The sequence below is a fragment of the Streptomyces muensis genome (assembly GCF_021474425.1).
Taxonomy (GTDB): domain Bacteria; phylum Actinomycetota; class Actinomycetes; order Streptomycetales; family Streptomycetaceae; genus Streptomyces; species Streptomyces muensis.
This window is the reverse complement of record NZ_JAKEIP010000011.1, coordinates 1-17,056: the sequence shown is the minus strand read 5'-3', so window position 1 is coordinate 17,056 and position 17,056 is coordinate 1. Positions and strand designations below refer to the sequence as shown.

At 72.2% G+C, this 17,056-nt stretch carries 14 protein-coding genes and 1 pseudogene; 5 read left to right on the top strand and 10 right to left on the bottom strand.

All coding sequences use genetic code 11. The features are described from left to right. Positions 1 to 14: 14 nt before the first annotated feature. From L0P92_RS05115 to L0P92_RS05090, 6 genes are read right to left on the bottom strand one after another with little or no spacing between them, the layout of a single operon-like run. Positions 15 to 995, bottom strand: a complete 981-nt coding sequence (locus tag L0P92_RS05115; RefSeq protein ID WP_234761292.1) for an aldo/keto reductase — start codon at positions 993 to 995, stop codon at positions 15 to 17. Next, on the bottom strand, positions 992 to 1,852 hold the full coding sequence (locus L0P92_RS05110; protein WP_234761291.1) for an ATP-binding cassette domain-containing protein: 861 nt from the start codon (positions 1,850 to 1,852) through the stop codon (positions 992 to 994). Before L0P92_RS05110 ends, L0P92_RS05115 begins: the two co-directional genes overlap by 4 nt. Next, complete coding sequence (locus L0P92_RS05105; RefSeq protein ID WP_234761290.1) at positions 1,849 to 2,703, bottom strand: ABC transporter ATP-binding protein; 855 nt, start codon at positions 2,701 to 2,703, stop codon at positions 1,849 to 1,851. The genes L0P92_RS05110 and L0P92_RS05105 overlap by 4 nt, the downstream gene beginning before the upstream one ends. Before the next feature lie 3 nt (positions 2,704 to 2,706). After that, positions 2,707 to 3,630 (bottom strand): ABC transporter permease, encoded by a 924-nt coding sequence (locus L0P92_RS05100; RefSeq protein ID WP_234761289.1) that lies wholly within the window; start codon positions 3,628 to 3,630, stop codon positions 2,707 to 2,709. A gap of 3 nt (positions 3,631 to 3,633) precedes the next feature. Further along, a complete protein-coding gene (locus tag L0P92_RS05095) occupies positions 3,634 to 4,563 on the bottom strand; it encodes an ABC transporter permease (RefSeq protein WP_234761288.1) in 930 nt (309 codons plus the stop codon). A gap of 3 nt (positions 4,564 to 4,566) precedes the next feature. Then, the gene (locus L0P92_RS05090) at positions 4,567 to 6,141 is read right to left on the bottom strand and encodes an ABC transporter substrate-binding protein (protein ID WP_234761287.1); all 1,575 of its coding nucleotides are present in this window, start codon (positions 6,139 to 6,141) and stop codon (positions 4,567 to 4,569) included. A gap of 209 nt (positions 6,142 to 6,350) precedes the next feature. On the opposite strand from L0P92_RS05090, the gene pdxA reads away from it, so the two are divergent. The 3 genes from pdxA to L0P92_RS05075 all read left to right on the top strand — a co-directional run bounded on the left by pdxA (position 6,351) and on the right by L0P92_RS05075 (position 10,172). Then, positions 6,351 to 8,609, top strand: coding sequence for a 4-hydroxythreonine-4-phosphate dehydrogenase PdxA (pdxA, locus tag L0P92_RS05085; RefSeq protein WP_234761286.1), 2,259 nt, complete (start codon positions 6,351 to 6,353; stop codon positions 8,607 to 8,609). A gap of 70 nt (positions 8,610 to 8,679) precedes the next feature. Then, positions 8,680 to 9,480, top strand: coding sequence for a DeoR/GlpR family DNA-binding transcription regulator (locus tag L0P92_RS05080; protein ID WP_234761285.1), 801 nt, complete (start codon positions 8,680 to 8,682; stop codon positions 9,478 to 9,480). Further along, a complete protein-coding gene (locus L0P92_RS05075; RefSeq protein WP_234761284.1) occupies positions 9,477 to 10,172 on the top strand; it encodes an SDR family NAD(P)-dependent oxidoreductase in 696 nt (231 codons plus the stop codon). The genes L0P92_RS05080 and L0P92_RS05075 overlap by 4 nt, the downstream gene beginning before the upstream one ends. Positions 10,173 to 10,216: 44 nt before the next feature. Here L0P92_RS05075 and L0P92_RS05070 read toward each other — a convergent pair whose 3' ends face one another. Further along, on the bottom strand, positions 10,217 to 11,515 hold the full coding sequence (locus L0P92_RS05070; RefSeq protein WP_234761283.1) for an MFS transporter: 1,299 nt from the start codon (positions 11,513 to 11,515) through the stop codon (positions 10,217 to 10,219). A gap of 161 nt (positions 11,516 to 11,676) precedes the next feature. On the opposite strand from L0P92_RS05070, the gene L0P92_RS05065 reads away from it, so the two are divergent. Beyond that, positions 11,677 to 13,728 carry a phosphocholine-specific phospholipase C gene (locus L0P92_RS05065; protein WP_234761282.1) on the top strand — a complete coding sequence of 684 codons (2,052 nt, stop codon included), beginning with the start codon at positions 11,677 to 11,679 and terminating at the stop codon, positions 13,726 to 13,728. A gap of 18 nt (positions 13,729 to 13,746) precedes the next feature. Here L0P92_RS05065 and L0P92_RS05060 read toward each other — a convergent pair whose 3' ends face one another. After that, on the bottom strand, positions 13,747 to 14,823 hold the full coding sequence (locus L0P92_RS05060; RefSeq protein ID WP_234761281.1) for a DMT family transporter: 1,077 nt from the start codon (positions 14,821 to 14,823) through the stop codon (positions 13,747 to 13,749). Next, entirely contained in the window at positions 14,820 to 15,638 is an 819-nt protein-coding gene (locus L0P92_RS05055; RefSeq protein ID WP_234761280.1) for a phosphatase PAP2 family protein, read from the bottom strand. The genes L0P92_RS05060 and L0P92_RS05055 overlap by 4 nt, the downstream gene beginning before the upstream one ends. Before the next feature lie 218 nt (positions 15,639 to 15,856). Between L0P92_RS05055 and L0P92_RS05050 the strand changes: the two genes are divergently transcribed. Beyond that, positions 15,857 to 16,471 carry a TetR/AcrR family transcriptional regulator gene (locus tag L0P92_RS05050; protein ID WP_234761279.1) on the top strand — a complete coding sequence of 205 codons (615 nt, stop codon included), beginning with the start codon at positions 15,857 to 15,859 and terminating at the stop codon, positions 16,469 to 16,471. 165 nt (positions 16,472 to 16,636) lie between these two features. Here the strand turns inward: L0P92_RS05050 and L0P92_RS05045 are convergent. After that, positions 16,637 to 17,056, bottom strand: a pseudogene (locus L0P92_RS05045) (hypothetical protein); the annotation flags it as partial.

Genomic DNA, 17,056 nt, shown 5'->3' with positions numbered 1-17,056 from the left:
CGCAGCGGGGGAGTTCAGCGGTTGTAGGCGGGCATGGGGCCGCGCAGCGCGGCGCCGACCGCGTCGCAGGCGGCGGTCACGTCGGCGGGCAGGGGACCCGCCTGGGCGGCGGCGATGTTGGCGCGCAGGTGTTCGGTGCGGGAGCCGCCGAGCAGCAGGGCGTCGGTGGAGTCCCGGTCGAGCAGCCAGCGCAGGGCCAGTTCGGTGAGCGGCAGCCCGGCCTCGCCGGCGATCCGGGTCAGCTCGGCGACGGCGTCGAAGAGGCGCTCGTCCCAGTACCGGGCCCGGTACATCTCCGCGAGCCGGGAGTCGCCGAACCGGCCGGCGTCCGGGGCCTGCTCGAACCGGTGGCGGCCGGTGAGGAGGCCCCCGCCGAGCGGGTTGTAGACCATGGTGCGCAGACCGGTCACGGCGGCGTACTCGACGTACTCCTCCTCGATCCGGCGCGCGAGCAGGTTGTGCAGCTGCTGGGCCACGACCGGACGCGGCGCGCCCACCTCGTCGGCGACCCGCACCAGCTCGGCGATCTGCCAGGCGGCGAAGTTGGAGACGCCGAGCGCGCGGACCTTGCCCTCGGCCACGAACTCGGCGACCGTGGCGAGGGTTTCGGCCGGCGGCGTGGCCCGGTCGGGCTGGTGCAGATAGAACAGGTCGACGTGGTCGGTGCCCAGGCGCTTGAGGCTGCCCTCCAGGGCGGCCCGCAGCCCGGCCGCGGACAGCGGGGCGTGGTCGCCCTGGTCGGGGTGCGGGATGCCGGCCTTGGTGGCGAGCACGATCCGGTCGCGGTGGGCGGGCAGCAGCTCGGCGAGGATGCGCTCGCTCTCTCCGCCCGCGTAGCCGTTGGCGGTGTCCACGCCGGTGACACCGGCGTCCAGCGCCACCGCGAGCATGTCCGCCGCGCCCTTATGGTCGACGGTGTCGCCGAAGGTCATGGTGCCGAGCACGAGACGGGACAGGGGCACGGGTACGTTCGGCAGTTCGATGCCGGTGGTCACTTGCCGGTTCCTTCCGATGAGACGGCCGCCGCGGCCGGGGCCGCGGCCGCGCGGGGTTTGAGCCCCCGGATCGCCGTGGGGTCCAGTGCGGCGCGCCGCAGCGCGCGGGTGTAGGGGTCGGCGGGCGAGGAGAGCACGGCCGCGGTGGGACCGCTCTCGACGACCCGTCCCGCCTTCAGTACGACGACATCGTCGCTGATCTCACTCACCACGCCGAGGTGGTGGGCGATGACGATGTACGTGATGCCGGTCTCCGCCTGCAACTCCCTTAGCAGATCGAGGACTTGGGCCTGCACGGACACGTCGAGGGCGGAGGTGGCCTCGTCGCACACCAGGAGATCCGGCTCGGAGGCCAGGGCACGGGCGATGCCGATACGCTGCCGCTGCCCACCGGAGAACTCGGCCGGCCGGCGCTCCCGTGCCGTGGTCGGCAGCCCGACGCGGTCGAGCAACTCGCCGGCGCGGCGACGACGTTCGCCCTTGTCCCGCACGCCGGCCAGGCGCAGCGGTTCCGCCACGATCTCCTCGGCGGTCAGATGCGGGTCGAGGGAGCCGTACGGGTCCTGGAAGACCATCTGCACCCGGCGCCGCAGTGGCCGCAGCCGTCGCTCGGACAGCGTGGCGAGGTCGGTGCCGTCCAGCACGAGCCGTCCGGCCGCCGGCTTCAGCAGCCGTACGATCGCGCGGGCCAGGGTCGACTTGCCGCAGCCCGACTCGCCGACGACCGCGAGCGACCCGCCGCGCGGCACGCCGAAACTGACGTGGTCCACGGCGCGTACGGGGCCGGCCGGGGTGGAGTAGTCGACGACGAGGTCCTCGACGTCGAGGAACGGGGACTGTGCTGCCGGACGGCTCATCGTGCGGCTCCCAACGGGGTGTGGTCGGTGAGCCCGTCCTCGTCCCAGGGCCCGAGGCTCGGGACGGCCGCGAGCAGCTTGCGGGTGTACGCGTGCGCGGGCCGCTCGACGATCTGCTCGGCCGGCCCCGACTCCACGAACCGGCCCTCCTTCATGACGTGGATGCGGTCGGACACCAGACGGGCGACGCCGAGGTCGTGGGTGATCATCAGCATGCCGACGCCGGTGCGTTCCTGGAGGTCCATGAGCAGGTCAAGGATGCTCGCCTGGACGGTGGCGTCCAGGGCGGAGGTGGGTTCGTCGGCGACCAGCAGCCGCGGTTCGGCGGCCAGGGCGATGGCGATGAGGATGCGCTGCAGCATGCCGCCGGAGAACTGGTGCGGGTACGCCTTCCAGCGGGTCTCGGGCTTGGTGATCCGTACCTGGTCGAGGAGTTGGGTGCCGCGTTCCCGCGCTTCGGCCCGGGACAGCTCGGGGTGGCGCAGCCGCAGGGCGTCGCCGAGCTGCCGGCCGACGGTGTGGACGGGACTCAGGGCGGTCATCGGGTCCTGCGGGATCAGGGACACCGTGCGGCCGCGTGCCCGACGGGCCGCGTCAGGGTCGGCGACGACGTCCTCGCCGCCGATACGGGCGGCACCGGACAGCACGGCGAGTCCCTCGGGCAGCAGCCGCAGCACGCCCATCGCGGTGGTGGACTTGCCGGAGCCGGACTCGCCGATGAGGGTGACCGTCTCGCCACGTCCGACGGTGAAGCTGACGCCGTCGACGGCGCGGACGACCCCGCGGTGGGTGACCAGTTCGATCTGGAGGTCCTCGACCTCCAGCAGCGGGTCGCGAGCCGGAGAGGTCATGACTCAGGCTCCCTTCGCGAGCTTGGTCGGCTTCGTCGTACGGACGCGGTCGCGCAGGCCGTCGCCGAGGAGGTTGACGCCGACCACGAGGAGGGCGATGACCAGGCCGGGGAGGGTGACCAGCCACCAGGAGGTGGTGATGTAGTCCTGGCCGTCGGAGATGATGCGGCCCCAGGTGGCGAACGGCCGCTGCGGTCCGGCGCCCAGGAAGCTCAGCGCGCTCTCCAGGAGCACGGCCTGGGCGAGCAGCAACAGGATCACCAGGCTCGCGGGGCGCACGATGTTGGGCACGATGTGCCGGGCCAGCACGGACCAACTGCGCATCCCGAGCAGCCGGGCCGCCGCCACGTACGGTTTCTCGCGTTCCACGAGGACCAGGGAGCGGGTCAGCCGGGCGACCTCGGGCCACTGGGCGACGGCGATCACGCAGGTGATGACGGTGACCGACGGGCCGAAGAGCGCGACCACGAGCAGCAGCATCATCAGCAGGGGCAGCGCCAGCTGGGCTTCGAGGAACCGGCTGACGACCGCGTCGACCCAGCCCCCGAAGTAGCCGGCCGTCGAGCCCGCCGCGATCCCGATGAGACCGGAGACGATGACCGCGAGGATGCCGACCGACAGCGACACCTGACCGCCGTGCAGCAGACGGGACAGCAGGTCGCGGCCGAGCTGGTCGGTGCCGAAGAGGTGCCCGTCGGTGAACGGGGCCAGCCGGCGCCGGGACAGGTCCTGGGCGTTCGGGTCCGGCAGCGGCAGCAGGCTCGCCAGGGCCACCGGCAGGGCGACCAGCGCGGTGCAGACGGCTCCGGCCCACAGCTTGATCCGGGCGCTGCGCCGCTGCCGGGCGGCGGTGGAGCGGGCGAGCTGCCGGGTGGTGACGGCGCTCGGCCGTTCAGGACGGGCCGGATCGGCCACGGTGGTGGTCATGGCTCAGGCCGCCTTTCCGAGTCGTACCCGCGGGTCGAGCAGCGGGTAGGCGAGGTCGACGAGGAGTTGCACGAGGATGGCGAGGGTCGCCGTGACCAGGACGGTGGCCTGGATGAGCGGGTAGTCACGGGTCTCCAGGGCGCGGACCACGAGGGAGCCGACGCCGGGCCAGCCGAAGACGACCTCGACCACGACCACGCCGTTGAGCAGCGCCGCGAAGCGGGTGCCGACCGCGGTGACCAGCGGGACGGCCGAGTTGGCGAGGGCGTAGCGCCAGGTCAGGGCCCGCTCGGAGACACCGCGCGAGCGGGCCACGGTGATGTACGGCGAGGCGAGCGCCGTGGTCATCTCGCGCCGCACCAGCCTGGAGATCAGGGCGAGTTGGAGGACCGCGATGGTGACCGTGGGCAGGATCAGACCGCTCCAGGAGGTGAACCCGGAGGCGGGCAGCACCGGCAGCAGCACGGCGAAGACGGTCAGCAGCATCACGCCGGTCCAGAAGTCCGGCATGGACTGTCCGGCGATGGTGAGGACGTTGGCGCCGAGTTCGCGCGATGTGTCCGCGCGGCGGGCCATCCACACGCCGAGCGGCACGGCGACGGCCACCGTGACGGCGATGGCCGCGACGGACAGCGTGATCGTGTACGGCATGCGGTCCAGGACGACGTCGAGCGCGGAGGAGTGGAAGGAGTAGCTGGTGCCGAGATCGCCGGTCAGCAGGTCACGCAGGAAGATGCCGTACTGGCTGATCAAGGGCTTGTCGAGGCCGAACTGTTCGCGGATCCGGGCCAGGTCGTCGCTGGTGGCGGTCGGCCCTGCGTACGCGGAGGCGGGGTCGCCGGGCGCCAGCCGGACCAGTACGAACACGGTGGAGATCGTCAGGAAGACGGTGAGCAGACTCTGGCCCAGACGGCGGGCGAGGTACTTCGACACGGCTCAGCCCTCCAGCCGTACGGCGGTCAGGTCGTAGGAGTTGACCGGCAGCAGCCCGATGCCCTCCACGCGGGTGCGACGGGCGAGCAGCGTCTTCGGCACGAACGCCCACATGCAGGGCCAGGTGTCCCAGACCGCGTGCTGGGCGGCGGCGAGCTTGCGGTCGCGTGCGGCGGGGTCGGCCTCGGTGGCGGCGTCGGAGATCTGCCGGGCGATGGCGGGGTTGACGTAGCCCATGAACGCGTCGCCGGTGCGCTCGTCCTCGGCGGTCCCCGCGTACATCGCCTGGAGCATGGTGACGGCCTGGCCGGTGGGGCCGGGGAAGCCGTTGCCGATGACGTCCCAGTCGCCGCCCTTGCCCTGACGCCACTTCAGGATGTCGCCGCCGGGCTCGAACTGGAGCAGGGAGGCCCGCACGCCGACGTCCTTCAGCATCTCGGCGACGGCCTCCATCACGGAGGTGTCGGCGGCGAACTCCCCGGACTCCCACATGATCCTGATCCGCAGCCCGTCCGCGCCCAGCGACTTCAGCAACTGCCGTGCGCGGGCCGGATCGTGGACGAAGCGGCCGGTGCGTTCGGCGCCCTGGAGGGAGAGCGGGACGACGCCCTGGGCCTGCTCCGCCGAGTCGGTGAGCACGTCCCGGACGAGGGACTCGCCGTCGATGGCGTACGTCAGCGCCTGGCGCACCCGGGGGTCGGACAGCGGGTGGGTCTTCGGTTTGCGGAAGTTGTAGAAGAGCTGGCACAGCCGTACCCCGGACGTCTTCTCCAGGTGCACTCCGGGCAGTCCGGTGAGCTGTTCCGCCGAGTCGGGGGTGATGGTGTCGATGACGTCCAGTTCGCCGCTGCGCAGGGCGACGACCCGGCTGGACTCCTCCGGTACGAAGCGGACCCGGACCCGCTCGACCGGCGGCCGCCGGCCCCAGTAGTCGGGGACCCGCGCGAGGGTGTACTCGCCGGCCCCGCTGTTGGCGCTGACCACCCGGTAGGGGCCGGTGCCGACGCCGGAGCGCAGTTCCTCGGGGCGGTTGTCCTTCGCCGGCGTGATGAGGATGTTGGCCATCAGCCGGTCGAGAACGGGCACCGGCTCACGGGTGTGGAGCAGGAAGGTGCGCCCGCCGGTCGCCTCGACGCGCGGCAGCTCCGGGAACAGGCCGAGGATGAACGAGCCGGCGACCTCGCCGTACATCCGCACGGCCGTGGTCACGTCCTCGACGGTCACCGGGCGGCCGTCGGAGTAGCGGATCCCTTCGCGCAGCCGGACGCTCCACGTCGTGGGCGCGGTCATCTCGAACCGGTCGGCGAGGACCAGTGTGGGCTTCATGCCGGGCCCGATCGCCGTCAGCGCCTGGCGCACGGCCCGCTGCACGGTCACCGCGGCGTCGAACTGGTTGAGCTTGTTGTCCAGGCTGACCAGGGACCGGTTCAGCCCGAGCGTGAGGGTGCCGGGGCCGGGGGCGCCGGTGGGTCCTGCGCAGGCGGCCAGCGGGGAGAGGGCGAGACCTGCGCCGCCCGCGGCGCCGACGCGCAGCAGGGTGCGACGGCTCAGCGTCTCACTCGGGGGAGTTCGGGTCATCGTCGACCTCTCGGGGATTCTGGTGCGGCGACCGGCTCGGGGCGGCGGCCTGTCCTTCGGGACGCCACCGGTTCTGTCGCGGCCAAAACCGTTCCACGCTTGCGCGGATCGCGCAAGAGGTCTCGCGCAGATCGCGCAACCTGTGTCATCATCGAGCCGCCGAGGCACCCCGTGTGCCTGCTCTTCGACCGAGGCCCCAGGAGGCGGACATGTCCTTCCCTCTGCGCGACACCCGGGCGCCGCGCCGCCTCCTCGCCCTCGCCGACGACCTGTCCGGAGCGGCGGAGACCGCCGTGGCGCTCGGTGTCCCGGGCGGCCGGATCGTGCTCGGCCCCACGCCCTGGTCCACGCCGCCGGACGACCGGCCCCTCGTGGTCGACCTCGACACCCGCGGCCTGCCCCCGGCCGACGCGGCCCGACGGGTGCGCGAGGCCCTGCACGGCGTACCCGCCGGCACCCTGGTCCTGAAGAAGGTCGACTCCCTGCTGCGGGGCAACCTCGCCGCCGAGACGGCCGCCTTCACGGACGGCGCCGAAGGTGTCGTCGTCGCCACGGCCCTGCCGGCCCTGGGCCGTACGGTCCGCGAGGGCGTGGTCCACCTCGACGGCGTCCCCCTGCACACCACGGACGCCTGGCGGGCGGAGGCGGCGGCGCCCCCGCGGTCGGTGGCCGAGGCGCTCGGGCCCGGTGGGGACGCCGCCGAGTGCCGTACGGCTGTCGTCCCGCTGGAGGCGGTACGGAGCGGGAGGCTGCCCCGGGTGCTGCGCGAGGCGTTCACCGCCGGCCGCCTTCCGCTCTGCGACGCCGAGACGGACGCCGACCTGGATCTGATCGCCGAAGCGGCCCTCGCCTGCGGCTCGGGCGTCCGGCTGCTCGGCACGGGCGGGCTCGCCGCGGCGGTCGGACGCCTGCCGGCACCGGAACCGGCCACGGCGGCGCCTTCGACTCCGCCACGGCGCGGGCGGCGTCCCCTCCTGGTCGTCGTGGGCACCGCCGAACCCACCGCGACTGCGCAGATCGCGCAACTCACCGAGCGCGGGGCGCACCACATCGCCGTATCGCTCGATGAGCCGTCATCTTCCGCGGCACGACCCGTCCTTGACGGCACGTCGGACGTGACCGTCCTCAGCATCGACAACACCCGAGGCGTCCGGCCCGGTTCGGCGCGCCGCGCGGTGCACGCACTCGCGCGCCTCGCCGCCGACCACGCCGACGACGCCGACCTTGTCCTGACCGGCGGCGAGACCGCTCGCCGCGTGCTCGACGCCCTCGGTGTTCCGTACCTGACGCCGCTCGGCCGGATCCACCACGGTGCCGTCCGCTCCCGCACCCCCGACGGCCGCCACGTCGTCACCCGGCCCGGCAGCTTCGGCGACACCGACTCGCTGCTGCGGATCGCCGCGGCCCTCCAACCCCCTTCACTGCAAGGAGACTCCCTGGTGAACGCCACCCCCACCGCCGGCGACCGCCGCCTTCTGCCGCTGATCGCGGTGACCATGGGAGACGGCGCGGGCATCGGCCCCGAGGTGATCGTCCCGGCGCTGCTGCACCCGGACACCCTCGCCCGCTGCCGACCCGTCGTCGTCGGTGACGCCGAACGGCTGCGGCAGGCCGCCGCGATCCTGGGCGTCGACTGCGACATCGTCCCCGTGGCAGCCCCGGACGAGGCCGAGTTCACGCCGGGCCGCATCAACGTCGTCGACCTCGGCCTGCTCCCCGCCGACCTGCCCTGGGGCGAACTGTCCCCGGTCGCGGGCGAGGGCGCCTACCACTACGTACGGGTGGCCGCCGACCTCGCGATGAAGGGCGCCGTGCACGGCATCTGCACCGCACCGCTCAACAAGGAGGCCCTGCACGCGGCCGGACACGTCTACCCGGGGCACACCGAACTGCTGGCCCACCTCACCGGTGTCGCCGAGGTGTCGATGATGCTGTCGACGCCCAAGGTGAAGGTCATCCACGTCACCACCCACATCGGCCTGATCGACGCCGTCAACCGCATCGAGCCCGGCCTCGTGGAACGCACCGTGCGCCGCGGCCACGAGGCGATGGTGCGGGCGGGCGTCGCGAACCCGGTCATCGGCGTCTGCGGCATCAACCCGCACGCCGGCGAGAACGGCCTGTTCGGCTACGGCGAGGAGGAGGAGAAGATCGTCCCCGCCCTGGAGGTGCTGCGCGCCGACGGCATCGACGCGCGCGGTCCGCTCCCCGCCGACACGGCCTTCTTCCTCGCCGGGCGCGGCGACTACGACCTGATCGTCGCCATGTACCACGACCAGGGACACGGCCCGGTGAAGGTGCTGGGCATCGAGGCCGGCGTCAACATGACCGTGGGCCTGCCCGTCATCCGCACCTCCGTCGACCACGGAACGGCCTTCGACATCGCGGGCAAGGGAATCGCCGAGGCCGGTAGCATGGTCGAGGCCCTGCGCCAGGCAGCCGAGATGTCGTCCGTACCGGCCCCCTGACCCCTTTGCCGACCGGCCCACCGAGACCGCCGCAGGCCGGCGGCACCCGCAGCGAAGGACGCCACGACAGATGTCTCCCAACGGATCCCAGGCCCGGCGAGACCGGATCCTGCACCTGGCCACCACGACCGGCCTGACCAGCGTCGAAGAGCTCTCCCAGCGCTTCGGCGTCACCGCCTCCACCATCCGCCGCGACCTCGCCAAGCTCACCGCCGACGGGCGGCTCGCCCGCACCTACGGCGGCGCCATGGCGCTGACCGCCCACCCCGAGGCGTCGCTCAGGCAGCGCACGGGTGAGGCGTTCGAGGCGAAGCGGGCCATCGCACGCCGGGCCGCAGCCGAGGTGCGCGCGGGCGAGACCGTCCTGCTCGACGCCGGATCGACCGTGGGCGCCCTCGCCCACGAACTGCGCTCGGCGAAGGAACTCACCGTCGCCACCACAGGACTGACGGCCCTTCAGGAGCTCTCCGACGTCGAGACGGTCCACGTCGAATGCCTCGGCGGCACCCTGCGACCGCTCAGCCAGGGCTTCGTCGGCCCGCTGACCGAGGCCGCGCTGGAACGGATGACGTTCGACCGCGTCTTCCTCGGCACCGACGGCATCTCGCCCGAGCACGGCATCTGCGAGGCCGACCTGCGCCAGACCCGGCTGAAGGAACTGATGGCCCGGCGCGCCGACCAGGTGTACGTCCTCGCCCACGCGGCCAAGCTCGGCCGCCGCCCCTTCCACGCCTGGGCGACGCTGCCCGCAGGCTGGACCCTGATCACGGACGCCGCCGCCGACCCGTCGATCGTGGCCGAACTGCGCGGGCGCGACATCCAGGTGGTACTGACCGAGGTACCGCCGCCCACCGAGCCGGACGCCGCATGACCGAGCCGAACGGTGAGCACAGCCGCCACGCCCTCGTCACCGGCGTCAGCTCGGGCATCGGAGAGGCGATCTGCCGCCGTCTGCTGCGGGACGGCTGGCAGGTCACCGGAATCAGCCGCCGCCGTCCGGCCCTCGCATTCGGCCTCACCTGGCTCCGGGCGGACCTGGCCGAGCCCGCCGCACTGCCGCCGGTCCTCCACGACGTACCCGCCCCGGACGCGGTGGTGCACGCCGCCGGGCTCCAACGCTCCGCACCGTTGGGCGAGTTGTCGGCCGATGACGGCGAGCTGATGTGGCGGGTCCACGTCCAGGCCGCCACCGTCCTCCTCGACACGCTCGCCGACCGCCTGCCCGACGGCGCCCGGGTCGTCCTCGTCGGCAGTCGTACGGCCACCGGTGTGCCCGGCAAGAGCCAGTACGCCGCGACCAAGGCCGCGCTGCCCGCGCTCGCCCGTTCCTGGGCCACCGAACTGGCCGGCCGCGGCATCACCGTCAACGTCGTCGCCCCCGGCCCGACCGACACCCCGATGCTGTCCGACCCCGGCCGCGCCCACACGCCTCCGGCCCTCCCGCCGCTCGGCCGGCTGGTCTCGCCCGACGAGGTCGCCGGCCTCACCGCCTTCCTCCTCGGCCCGGAGGGCGGCGCGATCACCGGCCAGCACCTCGTCCAGTGCGCCGGGGCCTCGCTGTGAGACGCCCGGCACGGCAGCCGTGACGGGCTGATCAGGAGCCTCGGTCACCGTTCCAGCGGCCGGTGCGCGGTCTCGGGCAGCCGCAGATACACCAGCGACGAGCCCAGGCACAGGACGGCGACGTACCAGGGGAAGAGGTCCGTGTGACCCAGCTCCTTGAACAGGGTGCCGACGTACGGCGCCGTACCGCCGAACATGGCGACCGTCAGCGAGTACGGGAACCCGATGCCGGCCGCCCGCACCCGCGGCGGGAACACCTCGGCGTTCACGGCCGCGCTGATCGAGGTGAACCCGGTCAGCAGCACCATGCCCGCGCACTGCACGAGCAGCAGCGTCACGAACGAGTCGTGCAGGGCGTGCAGCAGCGGGACGGTGAGCAGGGCGAAGCCCAGACCGAAGAAGAGGAGGAGCGGGCGACGGCCGAAGCGGTCGGAGAGGAGGCCGCCGAGCGGCTGGAGCAGGCCGAAGAAGGCCAGCGAGATCGTGCCCGCGAGCAACGCGTCCGACTTCTCGATGCCCGCGTTGAGTTCGGCGTACGTCGGCAGGTACGACGTCCAGGTGTAGTACGCGATGGTGCCGCCCGCGGTGATGCCGCAGATCAGCAGGGACTGGCGCGGATGGCGGCGCAGCGCCTCCAACAGGCCCGGACGCGGGGCCTGTCGCTGCTCGGCGCTCCTGGTCTCCTCGGCGCCCTGCCGGATCCAGAAGCCGACCAGGCTGAGCACGGCCCCGAGCACGAACGGCACCCGCCAGCCCCAGCCGTTCATCTGCCCGTCGCTCAGCGTGTCCACCAGCAGAGTCGCGATACCCGAGGCGACCAGCTGCCCGGCCGTCGTCGACACGTACTGGAAGCTGGAGAACAGTCCGCGCCTGCCAGGACCCGCCGACTCGACCAGGAACGTCGTCGACGCCGCGAACTCGCCGCCCACGGACAGGCCTTGGAGCAGCCGCGCCAGGACCAGGATCACCGGGGCGAGGACACCGGCCGTCTCGTAGGTCGGGGTCAGACCGACCAGCAGACTGCTGCCGCCCATCAGCAGAATGGTCACGGTCAGCGCGGCGCGCCGGCCGCGGCGGTCCGCGACGGCGCCCATCAGCAGCCCGCCCACCGGCCGCATGAAGAAGCCCACCGCGAAGACGGCGAACGTCGAGAGCAGCGGCACCAGGGAGTTGTCCGCGCTCTTCGGGAAGACCTCGGCCGCGATGTAGGTGGCGAGGAAGGTGTAGGCGTACCAGTCGTACCACTCCACGGCGTTGCCGACCGAGGCGGCGAGGAGCTGGCGTACGGGCCGATTCGTCGGCGGGGAATCCGTGCGCGTCGTCTCTGTCATGATCGCGACCATCCCCGCACCCGAGTCCCGGCACACCTCCCGTACCGACGACTTTCACACGAGCGCCACCGGACCCTTCCCTGACGTTTGGTGCTCCTGGAACACTCCTTCCGCGCGGCTTCCGTCACCAGCCGGCGGTCAAATCACCCCCTATGGGAAGAGGTCCCTCTCTCATGCCCGAAGTCAATCGCCGCAGATTCCTTCAACTCGCGGGCGCGACCACGGCGTTCACGGCTCTGTCGAGCAGCATCCAGCGGGCCGCAGCGATCCCGGGGAACCACCGCACCGGGTCGATCGAGGATGTCGAGCACATTGTCGTCCTGATGCAGGAGAACCGTTCCTTCGACCACTACTTCGGCAAGCTGCGCGGCGTCCGCGGCTTCGGTGACCCGCGCCCGGTGAAGCTCGACAACGGCAAGTCGAACTGGCACCAGTCGGACGGCACCAAGGACATCCTGCCGTTCCACCCGACCGCCGACGACCTCGGCATGCAGTTCCTGGAGGGCCTCCCGCACGGCTGGACCGACGGCCAGCAGGCCTACAACGGCGGCAAGTACGACAAGTGGATCCCCGCCAAGGGCACCACGACCATGGCGTACCTGACCCGCGAGGACATCCCGTTCCACTACGCCCTCGCCGACGCCTTCACGGTCTGCGACGCCTACCACTGCTCGTTCATCGGCTCCACCGACCCGAACCGCTACTACATGTGGACGGGATACACGGGCAACGACGGCACTGGCGGCGGCCCGGTCCTCGGCAACGACGAGCTCGGCTACGGCTGGACGACCTACCCCGAGCGCCTGGAGCAGGCCGGTATCTCCTGGAAGATCTACCAGGACATCGGCGACGGCCTGGACGCGGCCGGCTCCTGGGGCTGGATCGAGGACGCCTACCGGGGCAACTACGGCGACAACTCGCTGCTGTACTTCAACAAGTACCGCGAGGCCAAGCCGGGCGACCCCTGGTACGACAAGGCCCGCACCGGCACCGACGCCAAGAGCGGCGACGGCTACTTCGACCGCCTGAAGGCCGACGTCAAGGCCGGCAAGCTGCCGCAGATCTCCTGGATCGCCGCCCCCGAGGCCTTCTCCGAGCACTCCAACTGGCCGTCGAACTACGGCGCCTGGTACATCGCGCAGGTCCTGGACGCCCTCACCGCCAACCCGGAGGTCTGGTCGAAGACGGCCCTGTTCATCACCTACGACGAGAACGACGGCTTCTTCGACCACGTCGTGCCGCCGCTGCCGCCGAAGGACGCCTCCCGGGGCAAGTCCACCGTCGACGTCTCGCCCGACCTCTACAAGGGCGACAGCAACCGCCCGGCCGGCCCCTACGGCCTCGGCCCGCGCGTGCCGATGCTGGTCGTCTCACCGTGGAGCAAGGGCGGCTACGTCACCTCCGAGACCCTCGACCACACCTCGATCCTGCGGTTCATGGAACGCCGCTTCGGCGTGCGGGAGACGAACATCTCCCCCTGGCGCCGGGCCATCTGCGGCGACCTGACCTCGGCCTTCGACTTCTCCCGCAAGGACAGCCGTCCGGCCGCCCTGCCGGGGACGGACGAGTACGAGCCGCAGGACCGCGAGCGGCACCCCGACTACAAGCCGACCCCGCCGGCCGACCCGGACATGCCCCGCCAGGAGCGCGGCCTGCGCCCGACCCGGCCGCTCAAGTACGCCCCGCACGTGGACGGTTCCGTCGACGCGGCGGCCGGCAGGTTCACGCTCACCTTCGCCTCCGGCGCCAAGGCCGGTGCCGCCTTCCACGTCACCTCCGGCAACCGCACCGACGGCCCCTGGACGTACACCACCGAGGCCGGCAAGAGCATCGCGGACACCTGGAACTCGGCGTACTCCAACGGTTCCTATGACCTGACCGTGCACGGCCCCGGCGGTTTCGTGCGCTGGTTCAAGGGCTCGAACAAGACGGCCGGACCCGAGGTCACGGCCCGGCACACCGGGGACGACGTCGAGCTGACCTTCACCAACAAGGGAGCGGCGAGCGTCCGGCTGAAGATCGCCAACGGATACGGGGGTCGGGCCACGACGGTGACGGTGCGGCCCGGCGCCACGGTGTGCCGCACGGTCGACCTCGCCGGGAGCCGGCGCTGGTACGACCTGACCGTGACCGCTGACGCGGACCCGGCGTTCCTGCGGCGGTTCGCCGGGCATGTCGAGAACGGGCGGCCGGGTGTGAGCGATCCGGCGATCATCACCGAGTAGCCCGGACAGGGGTGTTGCTCAGAGTGGTGTGAGGTGCCTCGGTTCCGGTTGCCGGGGCACCAACGCCGGTTCCTGGGCGGGGGCGACTACGGAGGCGACTACGGGGGTGCCGCGTCGGATTGTTCGTCGGGTGCGGGTAAAACGTGGTTGGTCGCGCCCACGCGGCGGAGCCGCGAATCGATACGGCCCGCGCCCCTTTTGCGGCGCTGCCGTGCGGGGAGTTCGTGGGGCCACCGGGTCTTTGCCGTTCGTCTCGCGGGACTTCATGACGCCCGGTTCGGGAGTCGCCCGGCTCAGCAGGACCACGCCCCAGGACGCCAGGCCCGCCCCGGCCAGCGCGAGGAGTACCCCCTCCGCGCCGCCCTGCAACCGCTCGCCCAGCAGCACCAGGCCGATCACCGCGGCCGCCAGCGGGTTCGCCAGGGTCACCATCGCGAGCGGAGCGCCGAGGCCGCCCTGGTAGGCGGTCTGCGACAGCAGCAGCCCGCTCGCCGCGAGGGCGGCGACCAGCAGCGCCACCCCGATCACCTGCGGGCTGAGCAGTGGGGCGGAGTGGTCCGTCATGGCCACGGTCACGGTCTGTGTGAGCGCCGAGCCCACCCCGGAGGCGAAACCGGACGCGGTCGCGTGCCGCAGCCCCGGCCGGGCGCCCGGCCGCGACAGCATGCCGATCAGTGCCACCGTCACGGCTGCGACCGCCACCGCCTCGGAGGTGCTCAGCACCTCCTCGGGCGCGGGCCCGGACGCCGTGACGAGGATCGCCGCCAGACCGGCGAGCGTCAGCGCCGTACCGCGCCACTCGACCGCGCTGACCCGCCGGCCGGCGACGCGCGCGCCCAGCGGCACCGCGGCCACCAGGGTGAGCGCGCCGAGCGGCTGCACCACGGTCAGCGGACCGTACTTCAGGGCCACGACGTGCAGCAGCGCGCCGGAGCCGTTGAGGAGGACGGCTCCCCACCAGGCGCCGGACCGCAGCAGCCGGATCAGGCTCGTTCCCGGGGCGCGGGAGGCCAGCCGCTCCTGGGCGACGGCCGCGGCGGCGTAGGCGACCGCGGAGAACAGGGACAGGACGACGGCGATCAGGGTGGCGTTCATCGGCCCGCTCCCACGAGTACGGCTTCGTCGTCGGCGCTCGCGTCAGGGGCTGCCGGTGCGAGCTCGCGGGTGCCGCGTCCGGCCGTGGTCGCCGTGCGCCGCGGGACCTGGATGACCGCGAGCGCGATGCCGAGCATGGCCGTCGCCACGATCGCGTCGAGCCAGTAGTGGTTGGCCGTGCCCACGATGACCAGCAGGGTCAGCAGCGGGTGGAGCAGCCACAGCCAGCGCCGGCGGGAGCGGGTCGCCACGATCAGGCCGATCGCCACCATCAGGGCCCAGCCGAAGTGCAGGGAGGGCATCGCCGCGAACTGGTTCGAGAGGTGGTCGGTCTGGGGCGAGCCGTACACGGAGGGGCCGTAGACCCGGCCGGTGTCGATCAGGCCGGTCGCGGCGAGCATGCGGGGCGGGGCCAGCGGGAACGTCAGATGGACCACCAGGGCGGCGGCGGTGACGGCGGCGAGGACGCGGCGGGCCCAGACGTAGTGGGCGGGGCGGCGCAGGTACAGCCAGACCAGGAAGGCCGCGGTCGCCGGGAAGTGGACGGTCGCGTAGTAGGTGTTCGCGATGTGTATCAGCGTGTCGCCGTGCAGCAGCAGATGCTGCACCGAGCCCTCGCCGGGCAGGTGGACGGCCCGTTCCAGGTCCCACACCCGGTCCGCGTTGCGGAACGCCTCGCCGGTGTGGCCGGAGACCAGCTGCCGGCCGAACTTGTAGACGAGGAAGAGCCCTGCGACGAGCAGGAGCTCCCGGACGAGTGGGGGCCGCGCTATCGCGTCGGTCTCCGTCCGATCAGCCTCGGTGCGGCCATTCATGTTCCCCCGGCCTTTCGCCGAACGGTGGGTGGTGCTGGGTGGTACCTGTGGCACCCGGCGAACTCATCGATACGACGGCGTACCGAAACGTCGATGTGCCGAAACGTCAATGTACCGAAACGCTGCTGTACCGATACGTCACTGTACCGATACGGAAGCGTTCCGGTACAGTGGCGTATCGATAGACGTACGACACACCGGAAGTCAGGAGAAGAGCGATGACGTCGCAGGCCGCGGACGGACCGGAGACGGTCGTCGCCTCGCGCCGCTCCAAGATCACGCCCGAGCGTGAGCAGGAGTTCTTCGACGCCGTGCTCGAACAGATCCGCGCGTGCGGTTATGACGCCGTCACCATGGAGGGCGTCGCCAGCAGCACCCGGTGCAGCAAGTCCACGCTGTACCGGCAGTGGAGGACCAAACCCCAGTTCGTCGCGGCGGCCCTGCGGGCCAGCCGGCTCACGCGCTTCGAGGGCATCGACACCGGCACGCTCGCCGGTGACCTGCGCGAGGCGGCGCGGGCCGCGGGGGCCTGGTCCGGCAAGGACACCCGGCTGTTCCAGGCACTGGGGCACGCCGTGATGGAGGACCCGGAACTGAAGTGCGCGCTGCGCGAGGCGCTCATCGACCCGGAGATCGACGCGCTGCGGCAGATCCTCCGGCGGGGCGTGGAGCGCGGGGAGGTCGCCGCCGACCATCCCGCCCTGGAGTACGTCCCCGCCCAGATCTTCGGCGTGCTGCGGGCCCGGCCCGTGCTGGAGGGCGAGGACGCCGACCCCGACTATCTCGTCCGGTTCGTGGAGGCCGCCGTGCTGCCCGCACTCGGCCTCACCTGAGACTCAGGACGCCGTCCACGGGATGACTGGACGGTGACCTGATCCGCGCCGCACCGTGGGGACGGGGGCGGCGCGCACCACCCGGCCGGGTGGGGTTCCTCTTGAGCGGAGGGGCGCCCCACCCGGCCGTGTCATTGCCGGACGCCGGACGCCGGACGCCGGGCGTCAGACGTCCTGGCCGTTGCCGCCGCCCGTGGCGACCTTGATGCCCTTGGCTATCTCGTCGAGGACGGCCTGGCCCTCGCTGACGTCGACGCCGAAGCGGACGACGACGATCTGCCGCTCGTTGACGGGCGAGGGGAAGGCGAGCGACTCGACGTAGCCGTCGGACCCCTTGCTCGTGACGGCCTTCCACCGCACGAGGTAGCCCTTCTGCCCGGCCACGGTCACCGCCTTGGAGGCCAGCACGTCGTGCGAGGCGATCTCTCCGTACCCCTTGCCGTAGGACTCCTCGGCGTTCGCCTCGATGTCCGCCTTGGCGACCTCCTCGGCGGTGTCGCCCTTGGTGCGCAGCGCGAGCGCGGGCGCCGAGTAGGCGCCGCCCTTCATGCAGGTCTGCGAGGTGTCGGAGGGGCACTTGTACGT